This is a genomic window from Candidatus Krumholzibacteriota bacterium, from assembly GCA_016932415.1.
Taxonomy (GTDB): Bacteria; Krumholzibacteriota; Krumholzibacteriia; order Krumholzibacteriales; family Krumholzibacteriaceae; genus Krumholzibacterium.
In genome coordinates this window covers 87,426-101,410 of sequence record JAFGCX010000018.1, presented here as the reverse complement: position 1 = coordinate 101,410, position 13,985 = coordinate 87,426, and the positions used below count along the sequence as shown (strand labels likewise).

9 protein-coding genes are annotated in these 13,985 nt (G+C 54.7%); 1 reads left to right on the top strand and 8 read right to left on the bottom strand.

Features of this window, described 5'->3' with window-relative positions:
* Positions 1 to 234 precede the first annotated feature (234 nt).
* Entirely contained in the window at positions 235 to 2,829 is a 2,595-nt protein-coding gene (gene clpB, locus JW814_06985; GenBank protein MBN2071187.1) for an ATP-dependent chaperone ClpB, read from the top strand.
* A 10-nt stretch (positions 2,830 to 2,839) separates the two neighbouring features.
* Here the strand turns inward: clpB and JW814_06980 are convergent, their stop codons facing one another.
* The 8 genes from JW814_06980 to JW814_06945 all read right to left on the bottom strand — a co-directional run bounded on the left by JW814_06980 (position 2,840) and on the right by JW814_06945 (position 13,980).
* Positions 2,840 to 3,799: an SUMF1/EgtB/PvdO family nonheme iron enzyme gene (locus JW814_06980; protein MBN2071186.1), complete on the bottom strand. Its 960-nt coding sequence runs from the start codon at positions 3,797 to 3,799 to the stop codon at positions 2,840 to 2,842.
* 97 nt (positions 3,800 to 3,896) lie between these two features.
* Positions 3,897 to 5,057 (bottom strand): MFS transporter, encoded by a 1,161-nt coding sequence (locus tag JW814_06975; protein MBN2071185.1) that lies wholly within the window; start codon positions 5,055 to 5,057, stop codon positions 3,897 to 3,899.
* Between the two features lie 130 nt (positions 5,058 to 5,187).
* Positions 5,188 to 5,679 carry a ferritin family protein gene (locus JW814_06970; GenBank protein MBN2071184.1) on the bottom strand — a complete coding sequence of 164 codons (492 nt, stop codon included), beginning with the start codon at positions 5,677 to 5,679 and terminating at the stop codon, positions 5,188 to 5,190.
* A gap of 40 nt (positions 5,680 to 5,719) precedes the next feature.
* On the bottom strand, positions 5,720 to 5,878 hold the full coding sequence (locus tag JW814_06965) for a rubredoxin (protein MBN2071183.1): 159 nt from the start codon (positions 5,876 to 5,878) through the stop codon (positions 5,720 to 5,722).
* A 108-nt stretch (positions 5,879 to 5,986) separates the two neighbouring features.
* Positions 5,987 to 7,615 (bottom strand): alkaline phosphatase family protein, encoded by a 1,629-nt coding sequence (locus JW814_06960; GenBank protein ID MBN2071182.1) that lies wholly within the window; start codon positions 7,613 to 7,615, stop codon positions 5,987 to 5,989.
* 18 nt (positions 7,616 to 7,633) lie between these two features.
* On the bottom strand, positions 7,634 to 8,281 hold the full coding sequence (locus JW814_06955) for a hypothetical protein (GenBank protein ID MBN2071181.1): 648 nt from the start codon (positions 8,279 to 8,281) through the stop codon (positions 7,634 to 7,636).
* Positions 8,282 to 8,373: 92 nt separating this feature from the next.
* A complete protein-coding gene (locus JW814_06950) occupies positions 8,374 to 10,593 on the bottom strand; it encodes a T9SS type A sorting domain-containing protein (GenBank protein MBN2071180.1) in 2,220 nt (739 codons plus the stop codon).
* Positions 10,594 to 10,854: 261 nt separating this feature from the next.
* Positions 10,855 to 13,980: an efflux RND transporter permease subunit gene (locus JW814_06945; GenBank protein MBN2071179.1), complete on the bottom strand. Its 3,126-nt coding sequence runs from the start codon at positions 13,978 to 13,980 to the stop codon at positions 10,855 to 10,857.
* Positions 13,981 to 13,985 lie beyond the last annotated feature (5 nt).

The window sequence follows — 13,985 nt, the reverse complement described above, 5'->3', positions numbered from 1 at the left end:
TTATTCATCCCAGAGCACGATCAGGACAGACAGATATATCTGCCAGACTGTACGCCAACTGCCACGATGACATTCATCACAGAGGGATAGCCTGCCAACATGTCACACGCAGATGCCAGAAACGAGAAGAAATGCTATTGAAACACTGTTTAAACCGTTTATATTATGAGTGTTAAAGTAACTTTTAATAAACTGGCACAGATGCTGCGATTCAGCCTTTAAAAAGGAGTTGCCATGTCTATTCAGGACAGATTTACAGTCAAAGCGCAGGAAGCACTCGTCGCGGCCGGCGAATCAGCTATCGACAGAAGAAATACCGAAGTCGAACCGGTACATCTTCTCGATGCCCTTCTGGCTCAGGAGGGCGGAATCGTCATTCCGATCCTGAAGAAGACCGGCGCCGATATCTCCCTGCTCCAGGCATCCCTCTCAAGCGCCCTCTCATCGTGCCCGAAGGTCGAGAAGGGGATCACGGATCCGCGCCCGTCGATCGAACTCCAGGAACTTTTCAGCGACGCGATGACTGAAGCGGACAGGATGAAGGATGACTATGTCAGCAGCGAACATCTTCTTCTCGCGATGACCTCAGATAAAAGAACGACCGGGAGGATCCTCTCTTCTGCCGGAGTCGACCGCGATAGCCTCATGAAGGCGCTTGAATCGGTCAGGGGGACTCAGAGCGTGAAGGATCAGAACGCCGAGAACACCTACCGCGCTCTTGAGCGCTTCACCACCGACCTGGTACGCCTTGCCCGGCAGGGAAAACTCGACCCGGTGATCGGAAGAGACGAAGAAATAAGAAGGGTCAGCCAGGTCCTGTCCAGGCGGACAAAGAACAATCCCGTTCTTATAGGTGAACCCGGCGTGGGAAAGACGGCGATTGTGGAAGGGCTCGCCTCGAGGATAGCCGGCGGCGAAGTGCCTGAGAATATCAAGGGCAAAAGACTGCTCGCTCTCGACATGGGCTCGCTGATAGCGGGCGCGAAGTTCAGGGGCGAGTTCGAGGAACGTTTCAAGGCTGTGCTGAAGGAAGTTATAGAATCGGACGGCAACATCATACTTTTCATTGATGAACTGCACACCCTCGTGGGCGCCGGCGCCGCCGAGGGAGCGGTCGATGCCTCCAACATGATAAAACCGGCTCTCGCTCGAGGGGAATTGCGCTGCGTCGGCGCCACGACTCTTGATGAATACCGCAAATATATCGAGAAAGACGCCGCTCTCGAACGGCGCTTCCAGAATGTCCTTATCAGCGAGCCGAGCGTCGACGAGACTATAGCGATCCTGAGAGGGCTGAAGGAAAAGTACGAAGTACATCATGGAGTGAGGATAATAGATTCGGCCCTCATAGCGGCTGCCACCCTTTCGAACAGGTATATCACATCGAGGTTCCTGCCAGACAAGGCTATCGACCTTATCGACGAAGCGGCATCGGGGCTGAGGATGGAGATGGACAGCGTCCCGCTCGAACTTGCCGAGATCCAGGAGAAGGCCACTCAGCTGGAGATCGAGAAGAAGGCGCTGGAAAAGGAAAAGAAAAAGAGCGCGGTCAAAGAAAGACTCGATGATATCAACAAACGTCTCTCCGACCTGAAGGAGAAGGGATCAGCGATAAAGCTGAGATGGGAAGATGAGAAATCGATCGTCAACGCGACCCGCAAGGTCCAGGAAAAGCTCGACAGGGCGAGAACGGAAGAGCAGCTTGCGGAGCGCGCCGGCGACCTGGAAAAAGTCGCCGAACTACGATACGGCGTGATCGTGGGACTCGAAAAAGAACTGCAGAAGGCGGGAGAGAGGTTCAAAAATCTTGAAGAATCAGGCAGTCAGCTGATTCGCGAGGAAGTGACCGAGAACGATATAGCCTCGATCGTGAGCAAATGGACCGGCATCCCCGTCACAAGGATGGTCGAAGAGGAAAAAGAAAAGATAATCAATCTTGAAAAAAGACTCTCCCTGAGAGTGATCGGACAGGAAAAGGCTATTGAAGCGGTCAGCAACGCCGTCAGGCGCTCGAGGGCGGGGCTTCACGACCCGAACCAGCCGCTTGGATCGTTCATATTTCTCGGTCCGACCGGCGTCGGCAAGACCGAACTGGCAAAGGCGCTCGCCCAGCAGCTCTTCGATGATGAAAAAGCGATCGTCAGGATCGACATGTCTGAATTCATGGAAAAACACTCCGTCTCGAGGCTTCTCGGAGCCCCTCCCGGATATGTCGGATATGACGAGGGCGGATACCTGACCGAAGCGGTGCGCAGAAATCCCTATTCGGTGATCCTCTTCGACGAAATAGAGAAAGCCCATCCCGACGTATTCAACGTCCTGTTGCAGCTTCTCGACGAGGGACGGCTTACCGATTCGCAGGGGCACACTGTCGATTTCAGAAACACGATCGTCATAATGACCTCGAACCTCGGAAGCAGGTACCTCGCCGAAAGCGAATCTGTGGGAAGGGAAGAGATCAGGGAAAAGATGACCGCAGCGCTGAAAGAGTTCTTCCGGCCCGAGTTCCTCAACAGGATTGACGAGATAATCGTCTTTGATTTTCTCTCTGTCGAGGATATCGCAGATATCGTCAGGCTGCAGATCGAACGGGTCAACGGCAGGCTGAAAGAAAACGGGATCGAGGTGGATATATCACCGGAACTTATCGAAGAGCTTTCCCGTAAAGGGTATGACCCGCAGTTCGGAGCGCGGCCTCTTAAAAGGCTCATCCAGAAGATGATCCTCGATCCGCTTTCGAAGATGTTGCTGGAAAGCGCCATGGAACCGGGAACTGTTCTTCTGGCCGGCTGGAAGGACGGAGAGACGACATTCACGGCGAAGAAATGACCTGCCGTCGTCAGGACCCGGTCTTTCCATGGTAAGACCTCGCTATCCTGAATCCACCCCAGCTGAAAGCGAGATAAGGATATCCCTTGCCCCTCGACGATACGACCTCCTGGTAGATGGGGCATCCGAAACCAGCGTCCCTGCAGGCATGCATCGTCCCTTCAGTCGGACCGATGGGATCTTCGACCGGGCTTTTTTCGTACCACTCTTCCGAATACCAGTCCCAGCACCATTCGTAGACATTTCCGCTGATCCCGTGTATGCCGGAGAAATTGGGCGCGAATGTGTCGACCGGTGCCGTCCAGGCGTAACCATCATCATATCCTTCCCAGTAGCTTCCGACCCCCCACTGCCTGTGCGCCGCTTCATCGCGCGTATTGCCTGCCGGCCGGCCGTCGATCACCGGCATGCTGTCGCCCCATGAATATTTGATATCCCTGCCCCTGCTCCTCGCGGCATATTCCCATTCAGCTTCGGTAGGAAGCCTGTACCCGTCAGCTTCCCTGTCCCACGTAACGGTCGAATCAGGCCCTGTAACGTAGCACGGCGCGAGCCCTTCCCTGGCGCTTCTCCAGTTGCAATATGCTATGGCGTCCCACCAGCTGACGCATACGACGGGATGCATGTCATGCTGCTTGAAGTATGGCCTCTTCCAGCTCGCGTTCCCCGGTCTTCGGATCGCCTTTCCGATAAAGACAGAGGCGTTGCGAAGCCTCTCAGCGGTCGTCACATATCCCGTCTCTTCGACAAACTCGGCGAACTGCCCCACGCTGACCTCGCACCGGCCGAAATAGTACGGTCCGAGCCTCACCTCGTGGAGGAATTTTTCATCCTGGTCGGCCATCTCGAACCTGTTCCCCATGATGAAACTTCCGCCTTCGATGAAGACAAGCTCACCCGGCCCCTCTTGATGCCTGGAACATCCAGCAGTCAGAAGAAAGACGCAAAAGAACGGGATAAACAGTCTCAAAACAATCCTCCTGAAAATAAACCAGAAAATACCGGACAACCTTTTTCTATTATAACACCGGCAGCTGTTGAGAGAGCCGGAAAAGATCCTCTTCCCTTCAGCTTGCCCTGTGGGGTCTCAGCCAGATCACGAAGGGAACCGATCCCGCCGCGACAAACGCCGATATCCTGAATGTTAGTTCAAGGCCGATTCTGTCGGCGGCGATTCCGACGACGAGGATCATCAGCGAACTTAGAAGGAAATTCAGCATCATGTATATCCCGTTTATAAACGACATCCTTTTCGAATCGATGTCATGGACCAGAGCCAGCAGCACCGGTCCGCTGGCAAAAAGAAAAAGCCCGGTCAGGACCAGGATGGGGATCGCGAACCTGTCGTCAAGCGTCATGAACATCCACATGAGGAACGGATTGACCGCCGATATGATAAGGAGCGTCTTTTTCCTGCCGATCCTGTCAGATATGATGCCGGCAAGAAACGTCCCTCCGGCGCCGGAAAACTGGAGTATCGAAAGGGATATCCCCGCGACCCAGAGCGAAGCTCCCCGTGAAGTCAGGTAGGTAGGCAGGTAGATAGTCAGCGCCGCTTTCATCGCAGCCCGGCAGAGGAATATCCCCGTGACCGAAATAAAGAAAGGCACAAGACCGGCGAGCACCTTCCGCGCTCCTCCGTCTCCTTTTTCCTTCGGGCCTTTCTCGATCGAGACATCTTTCAGCATGAAGTAAAGGATCAACGAAGCGAGCAGGCCGAATGGGACGAGCCTGTACGTCCCCTCCATCCCCCATAGCGAGACAGCGCCGAGTATCACAAGTGGCCCAAGTGTCCTGGCCAGTTCGCCGCCGAGCATGTAATAACTCATCCCCCGCCCTATCTTTCCCGCCGAGACATTCTTCATCATCACCGGGGCCGTCACGTGAAAGATCGAGGAACTGACTCCCGACAGCAGCATCAGCACGGCAAGAAATACGTATCCCGGTGCTATCCCGATAAGGCTCATAAGGACCGCCGTAAGGCCGGGAGTCACTATGATCAGGTATCTTATGCGGATCCTGTCGGCAAGAAGCCCGAGAAAGGGGTTGGCGAGCGATGGCAGCCGCCTGAATATATCAAGGAGACCCGCCATGAAGACGCTCATAGAGAATTTTTCTATCAGAACCGGGAGGATCGGGGCGAGAAAAGCTGTCGGGATATCATGGGCAAGATGCGCCAGTGATATCGTCACCACCTTGCTGAGACCGGATTTCTGCTTATTCTTCATCTGGTCTTAAAAAGATCGTCGCCGCCGGTCATCCGGCGGCGACTTTCCATGATACTGCCGGCAAGAATTGGCCGCGGGCCACCCGGGCCTCTCTGGCCGTGGACCCGCGCGTAAGATCGATCTCTCGATCTTACGAGAGCTTTTTGATCTCCTCGGATATCCTGATTATATGTTTCTGTTCCTCGGCGATGAGAAGGTTGATCTTTTCGGAGCCAAGGTCAGCCCTCGTCATTGATTTCATAGTGGAGAAGAACAGGATCGTATCCTTTTCAAAGATCAACGCCGCATTGAGCGCGTCGATAGCGTCAGCAGCTTTTTCGGCGACCTGTTCGGCCTCTTTCTCGTTGGAGAAAAGACGCGATTTGACGAGCGCTTCAAGATAAAGGTTGTTTACTCCTTCCGGGTCCATGACCGTAGGAGTGGCTGAGTCGCCGCCCAGCGTGTCGCGAAGTTTCTTGAATATCTCCCAATGGGATTTTTCCTCTTTAGCAAGGTATTCAAAGACCTTTTTCACCTTCGGGTCCTTGGCCAGTTCGGCGGCCTTTTTGTAATAGGCTTCGCCGTTCTTCTCGATATCCATTCCCATCTCGAATACTTCATCCGCGTTGAAAGTGATTCCCATTTATATCCTCCTTGACCTGAATTGTGCTATTCAACCTCGATCAGACTTTCTCGAACATATCTTTGCCTACACCGCATTCCGGACATACCCAGCTATCCGGAATATCCTCGAATGATGTGCCTGGATCAATGCCGGCATCAGGATCGCCGATCTCGGGATCATAAATATAATCGCAGATCGTACATCTCCATTTTTTCATCATTGCCTCCTTTTCATCCTAATTTATTCTAAAAATGATATTTTGTCCATATCAAATGGCAAGTGCCGGTCAGCAGTGGCTTTAGGCCCTTTCCCGGCCTGCATGAGGCTATCTGATGATCATCAATTTGCCGGTTTCGACTCCCGCGCCGATCTTCAGCCGGAAAAAATACACACCTGGCCCAAGCGTTGAAGCATTGAAAAAGGCGCTGTGCCTTCCCTTCCCGCGCGGGCCCAGCGAGTGATACCTTACCCGGCGCCCGGCCAGGTCGTAAACGGAGAGACTCACAACGGCGGGACTCTCAATCGTGTATTCTATCCTTGCCAAAGATCTGAAAGGATTGGGATAAACGGCGACCGGCGCTTTCGGGAGAGGATCGCTGTCGTCACCGGTATACGGATCGAAGACCTCGATCCTGATTCCATTGCTGGAGGCGATACCATTCTCCTTCACCGCCCTGGCTGTTATCCGGTACTCGCCGAGAGGGACTCCATTCCACTCGAATCGATAGGGGAATGAAAGATCCTCTCCGAGCTTCTCCCAGTTCGCGAAAAATTCGACTTTCGCGATTCCCCCGGAGACCGCCGAAGCGTCCACCTCGAAGACGGCTGTATCGAGAGGCGAATATACAGCCCCGTTAACCGGGCTCGTGATCATGACGGCGGGAAGGTCTTCTCCGGCCGGACTGGTGGCGAGGTCCTGTTCCGCGTTGACCGAGGAACCGGGGACTGGTGGAAGGCCGAGAAGATGAAGCGCGAGGTTGCCTGTGCCTGAATTCCTCAGCGGCTGCGGAACAGCCTCGTAATCGGGCCTTGCCGACCCCGGATCCTCACGGCTGGAGATATTCAGCGTGTACAGATCGACGCCGGCGGGGATCCCCGGGCCCCATACATAGACCGGTACGGTATAATCGTCGCTGATCGCCGGGTCGCTGTGATCGTACCCAAGCCCCCCATGATCGGATGTGATTATGACAGCGGTATTTCCCTGGAAAAGGGGATCGGCATCGAGCAGGTCAAAGATCCTGCCGATCTGCGAGTCGACAGCCTGGACGGCATCGAGATACTCGATGCTTTTCCAGCCGGACGAATGACCGGCGGCATCGGGATCTCCGTAATGAATGAAGTTGTACCGATGGCCCCCCGTCTCAAGAGATGAAAGTACCGAATCGGTCAGAGCGGAGATATCGAGCTGGTAGATATACCTGTCTATCTTGTCGCGGCCGTCATCGGCACCGACGGTATCTTCTGCTCCATTTACCCCGTTCCAGCTTCTGTCGATCAGGGCGAATTTGTCCTTGCTGGCGTAGAGGGCGGCTTTCAGGCCATGATCGCTTACCACATCGAAGACGCTGGCGACATATGTGCCGTGCGTTTCGGCCACCGTACTGCCATCGTCATAGTTGAAATCCACTCCATGCCCCTCAGGCCCAAGGACCGCCCTGCCTGTCAGCATGCAGATATGATTTGGAAGGGTCACGGTGACGTCATAATCTGTCCGCGCGTTATCGGTCAGCGCGCCCTCGACCCGCAAGCGAAAGAGGTTCGGAGCGCCGAGAGGTCCGAGCGAAGTCACAGCGTCCGGCCGCAGGCCGTCGATACTGATGTGGATGATATATGAAAACGGCTCCGCCGCCGGGGCATTGATAAAGGGACGGCCGGAAAGACAGTCACTGCCGGAGCATACCACTGCCGAAAGAAGCAGGAAGATCGACGCAAGGAATCTCCGAACCGTCATTTCCTCCATCAACCCCTGTTATTTCTCTCCGGAAAGATCCTTTATTTCTCCCCACGAGGTGTTATCCGATCCAACGACGCCGGTAAAAAATATCTTCATCGTCGAAGTATGCCTGTATCCGACCGGTGGCGGACTCGATGACAATCCCCCATGCATCGTCCAGGAGTCGGGGGCGGGCAGCTCCGCGAGCTTTGTCCCTCCGGTGAAGACGCAGTCAGCCACCAGCACCGGTGGCAGAAATCCGAACGGATCGTCGGTCCTCAGGAAATTCGAGATCGTCCCGACAAGTATAACCGTACCGTTCTGAAACGAGGATGGAGATACCGCGTTGGGTGGATTGGTTCCGTAATCGCCGTCTCCGGACGGGTCTTCGTAGATGATGAATTCGGCATCGGCGTACGAGATATCGATAGCGAACATCGATGACGCGATATTCGTGATCGAAGTCTGGCAATACATCGTGTATTCATTGTTCGCGAAATCGACGGTGAACGGATAATCGAAACCGACAGGCGGTTCGAGCATCGATACGAAGGTCACGACCGTCCCGACCTGTTCCGGCGCCGTAAAATAGTCGGCTCCATAAGCCTCGATCTGTTCCTGGGCCAGCGTGACGTTCGGAACGAGCAACAGGCCCACGCACAGAAACATAAGCATTTTACCCATCAAGTCCTCCTTGCGTTCTCCCCTTAAAAACTTTTGCTGCGCCGGGCCTGGCGCTTGCCTGGCATCCAGGCCCGGCTTGTTGATCTTTCAGGTTATCTGAGAAGTACCATTCTTCTCGTTACTGTTTCATTCCCCGCCTTGATGCTGTAAAAATAGATCCCCGACGAGAGATGATCGCCATTGCTGTCTCTGCCGTCCCACTGGACCGTGTTGAATCCGCTCTGGACGATGTTCGAAACGAGCGTCTTGATCCTCTGTCCGGCGACGTTATATACCGCTATCGTCACTGGAGCCTGGTTCTCGATCTCGTAGCTGATAGTAGTCATCGGGTTGAACGGGTTGGGGAAATTCGAGACGTTCGTGACGGCGCCCGGCGTATCGTTCCCTCTGCGATAGGCTATGTAGTCGATATCGAGAGGGATCAGGCCCGCCGCTACGATCTCGTCATGGTTGAGCATCTCTGCGATATCCTTCGCCAGCTCGTCATTCGACGGATTATCATCGACGAGGAGCTGCGAAATGAAAGTTATCGCCTGGCTTACCGTTGCCTGATCCGTGCTGATGAACTGCCATGAACTCAGCCTTCCCGAGACGACGTTGAGAAGCAGGCCGGCGAATTCCTTGCGCGCTTTCTCGTACATCGTCGGTTTTTTCAGCGAGAAGATGCTGCTGAAATCCTCAAGGGTCACGACAGGAATGAATATCTCGAAGTACTGGTCGAATCTTGAATGGATCGTCACGAAATATTCAAGGAGCAAATCGGCCGGGACCTGGACGCCCTTCTGCTTGCCCTGCAGAGCGCATGTGATCTGGTGTTTCCAGAATCCGGTGCTCCGGGGGCAGTCCTGGGTCGCGAGGCGTTCGAACAGAAAATCGACGACGGCGTGATCGCCTGGCTGGCAGACGATATCGACTTCAGTCGGCGATTCCGGATAGTACCCGAGAGGCACTATGACGCTGACAGCTATCGAATCGGTCGCGACGTCGAAGAAGTGATAGTTGCCCGACTCATCTGTCAGAGTCGAATGGGTGTTTCCTTCGCCGTCAACGATATCAACCGTGACGCCAACGACCGGCCCGCTCGTAGCCGAATAATCGTCACCGCCCGGGCAGAAAAATTCTTCGACATCGAGGACCACAAAATCTTCGAAGACAAAACCCTCTTCAAGAGGCTGCGAGCATGACGTGTGAATCGTGACCGCATCGCATCCGACCGCGATCGTCGTGTTCCCGTGCAGCTGCGCTTCGGTCGCCGTTATCGTGATGATATTTCCCTCGACAGTGGCGACAGCGCCATCGGACACGGTTACCGTTGAAGGATCACCTGTGCCTATATATTCAAGGACGAGTTTGACTATACCATCGCAGTTCGCGTCCTCGCAGGGGATGATCACCTTTTGAACGTCCGTCACCGTAAAATCATCGATGACATTACCGACCTGGATAGGCCTCGAACAAGATGTGTGGATATCGGTATCCTCGCACCCGATGCTTATCTTCGTGTTTCCGGGGAGATATTCGTCGAACTCGCAGGGAGTAAGCACCAGCAGATTGCCGAACACTTCATACTGCACGCCGCCGGTCAACACGACGGAAGAAAGATCTCCACTGCCACTGTATTCAAGGGCAAGCCTTGTTATACCAAGGCACTTCTGGCAGGTAGCCGGATTGTATATGAAACTTACGTTACCCCCCACCGTGCAGAGAGCGGGCGCGCTTATCTGGCCGATCGCCTGGAGAGAGAAACCGTCGGGGATATTGGGATCGTCCGGGCCGAAAGTGAACTCGACAATATTTCCATTCGGTTCTTCAAGTTCGGCCAACCCCGTACCGTTGGTGAAATTTACAAGGGTGACCAGGGCTCCGTTCTGATAGGTGAGATCATACGACATATAAGCGGAAGTTATCGTCCCGGACAGGAAGATCTCTCCATCCTCGAAGGTAGTGGGTATTGCGCTGATATCGGGATCGAGCTCGTATGACCCGTTCATCGATGGGTCGACGGCGATCTTTACCGCGCCGCCGGTAAAATTGGTATAAATCCTTGATCCGACGACGAACTGTTCCGTCACGACCATCGAACTGATGCTCCATGTCATCTCGCTGGACAGCAGATCGACATTGATCTCCGGCACTGTGGAGCTTATAAAGCCCACTCCACCAAGAAGGTCGCCAGGTTCCATATATGGAAAATCTCCGACGACATAGAGAAACCCGTTGTCATTCATTATGACAGTGGCTGCCTCTGATGAAAGTGGAAGGATCAGGGAGAGACAGAGAACAAAAAACAGGAGTTTTGACACAGCTTTCATGGTGCGTACCCTCCGATGCCAAAGTTGCCCGCTTCAAAATGAAGAGGATGTCTTGCTCTGACCGCACTTCCCCCCCGGAAATACAGCCAGGATGATTTATCCAAAAAGCCTGATAAAGCAGAATCTTACCATAAATGGAGGTTTTTGTCAATGGCACAGTACGGGCAGCGGGGCGGTAAACGATTAATTACAGGGAAGTTAAGCTAATATACGCACGTGCGGCCTTAGCCGAATAAGGATAACACCCCATGACGCCTTCAATTATCCTGCCATCCCAGATCTGTTATTTCTCCTGTCTTTCGCGCCCGCACCTCTTCTCCGCGTGACCCACTCATAAAGAGTCGGCAGGACGATCAGCGTGAGGATCGTCGAAGAGACGAGTCCTCCGATGACGACGACGGCAAGCGGCCTCTGTATCTCCGAACCGGTGCCTGACGCGATCACAAGAGGCATAAGGCCGAGCGCCGTCGTTATAGTCGTCATAAGGACCGGCCGCAGTTTTGACATGCACCCGGTGATCACCGCCTCTCTCAGCTCCATCCCCTTTTTCCTCAGGTGGTCGAAACGCGAGACGAGAACGAGCCCGTCAGTGAGCGCGATCCCGAACAGGGCTATGAATCCTATCGACGAAGGAATGCTTACATTCTCCCTGAACAGAAGAAGGGCGAATACTCCCCCGACAAGGGCGAGCGGAATATTGAGCATTATCAGAAGGACGTCGCTGAATGAATTGAAAAGGCCGTATAGCATCATCAGGACAAGAAGCAGGGTCAGCGGGATGATAAGGCCGAGCCTTCTGTTCGCCGCCTGCTGAAGTTCGAACTGGCCGCCCCAGGCGAGCATGTACCCGGCCGGGATGCTGACTCCCGCATCCACGGCCTTCTGCGCGTCGCGAACGAAACTTCCCGCGTCTCGGCCGCGCACGTTGCACTGGATCGAGATATAACGCCTCGTATCCTCCCTCGATATCTGCCTCAGGCCTGTCACCGCCTCGATCCGGGCGAGTTCCTTCAAAGGGACGTTGTATCCGGCCGGCGTCCGGAGAAGAAGCTCCTCGATATCGCCGATATCCCCGCGGTAGTCCTCTTCGTATCTCACCGTGATCGCGAAGATCTTCTCGCCCTCGAATACCTTTCCCGCCTCCTCGCCGGCAAGAGCTCTCTGAACGGCAAGCTGCACATCCAGGCTGCTCAGGCCATGCCTGGCGATCCGGGCCCTGTCCATCTCGATCTGGAGCTGCGTCTGGCCGTCGACCTGTTCGATCCTCATGTCGGCCACTCCCTCGACATCGCCAAGTGCCGAGACGATCTCGGCAGCTTTTTCCCTCAGAAGAGACATGTCGTGGCCGAAGAGTTTCGCTACCACCGTCGAACCTGAACCGCCGACGAGACCGTCGACCTCATGCTTGATCGGCTGCGAAAAACTGAAAGACACTCCCGGATATCCGCTGAGCCTCTGGTCTATCCTTTCGACCAGCTCTTCCTGGTTCCGGCTCGTTTTCCACTTGTTCTTCGGCCTGAGAGTCACCGTCATGCAGGCGTAGTTGGTATGGTGCATATGCGGCCCGACTTCTCCATACCCTATATCGGCTATGACATTCCTTACCTCCGGAAAACTCATGATATCGCGCGATATCTCTCCGGTCGCCGCTTCTATCTCCTCAAGGGAGATGTTCGGGTTCATATAGGCGAGGACCTGCACCGACCCCTCCTGCAGCGTCGGCACGAATTCCCTTCCCAGTAGGCTGAAGACGATTATACCGGCCGCGACGAGGACGCTTATGACAGTCACGACGAGCTTCCTGCGCTCGAGCGAATAGAGCAGTATCGATCTGTAACGATCGATAAGAGCGGCGGGAACTTCCCTTCCCTTCTTCACCCCATGCCTCTTCCCGTGCAGCATCTGGTAAAAGACCGGAGCGATTACAAGGGCGTATATCAGCGACCCGACCATCGTGGTCGATACGGCGAACGCGAGCGGCCTGAACATCTTTCCCTCGACTTCGCCCAGCGTGAAGATCGGAAGAAAGACTGTTATGATTATTACGATCGCGAAAAATATCGGGCGGCCCACTTCGCCTGCCGCGGCGAGGATGCTGCTCTCTATCGGCGATCCCTTCGCCGTATCTCCGAAAGTCGAATATATCTTCTCAACGATGATGATCGTCGCGTCGACGATCATCCCCAGCGCGATCGCGATCCCTCCGAATGAGATCAGGTCGCCGGGGATAGCCGCCTGTTTCATCAGGATGAAGGCGAAGAGCGTGGAAAATGGAAGGGAGCAGAGGACTATAAGTGCGTTACGGAAATCCCCAAGAAAAAGAAAGGAGACGAGGCATACCAGCACCAGGCCCAGGGCGAGAGAGTTTCTGACGGTATTGATGCTGTTGCTGACAAGGGCCGACTGATCGTAAAAGATCTCCATCCGTACGCCGCCGGGAAGGGTGGAGTTTATCTCGTCGATCCTCTTTTTCAGGCGGTCGATCACTTCGAACGAATTCGCTCCGTGCAGCTTGTAGACGCTTCCCGTGACGATCTCCTTCCCGCCGTTGAGGATCCCGACCCCTCTTCTGAACGCCTCGCCGAATTCGACGGTGGCTACGTTCTTTATATATATCGGCGATCCATCCCGCGCGCAGACCACCGTGTTCTCTATATCAGCGACCGTCTCGATCATGCCGATCGTCCTGACCACCAGCTCTTCCGAGCCTTTTTCGATTATCCCGGCGCCGAGATTGAGATTGTTTTCCCTGATCGCGCTTACGATATCGTCGATCGTGAGGCCGTATTCGAGTAGAAGATCCGGCGAGACCCTGATCTGGTACTGCCTTTCGTATCCCCCCTGGCTGATGATCTTCGCCACTCCCGGCACGGTCTGAAGATCGCGTTTGATCACCCAGTCCTGCAGGGTGCGCTGCTCGGTGAGGCCGGTCTTTTCCGCTTCGAGATAATAGGCGAGGATATGCCCCATCCCGCTTGCCACAGCTCCCATCTCGATCCCGTGCGGCATATTGACCCCACCTGGGATACCTTCCTGCGCCTCCTTGATCCTTTCCGAGACGAGCTGCCGCGCGAGGTAGATGTCGACATCATCTTCGAAATAGATATTGACGGTGGAGAGCCCGAGAGAGGATATCGAACGGATCTTCCTCACCCCCGGTATCCCCCTCATCGCCACTTCGACCGGCCTTGTCACGAACTGTTCGACCTCTTCCGGCGCCATACCCTCAAGTTCGGCGAATACCTGGACGAGGTTCGGGCTTATATCGGGAAAAGCGTCGATCGGCATATTTGCCAGGGATATCGCCCCGGCAAGGCAGACCCCGATAAACCCCGTCACGACGAGCCACTTGTGCCTGAGCGCCATCTGTATTGATTTTGTGATCATTCCGT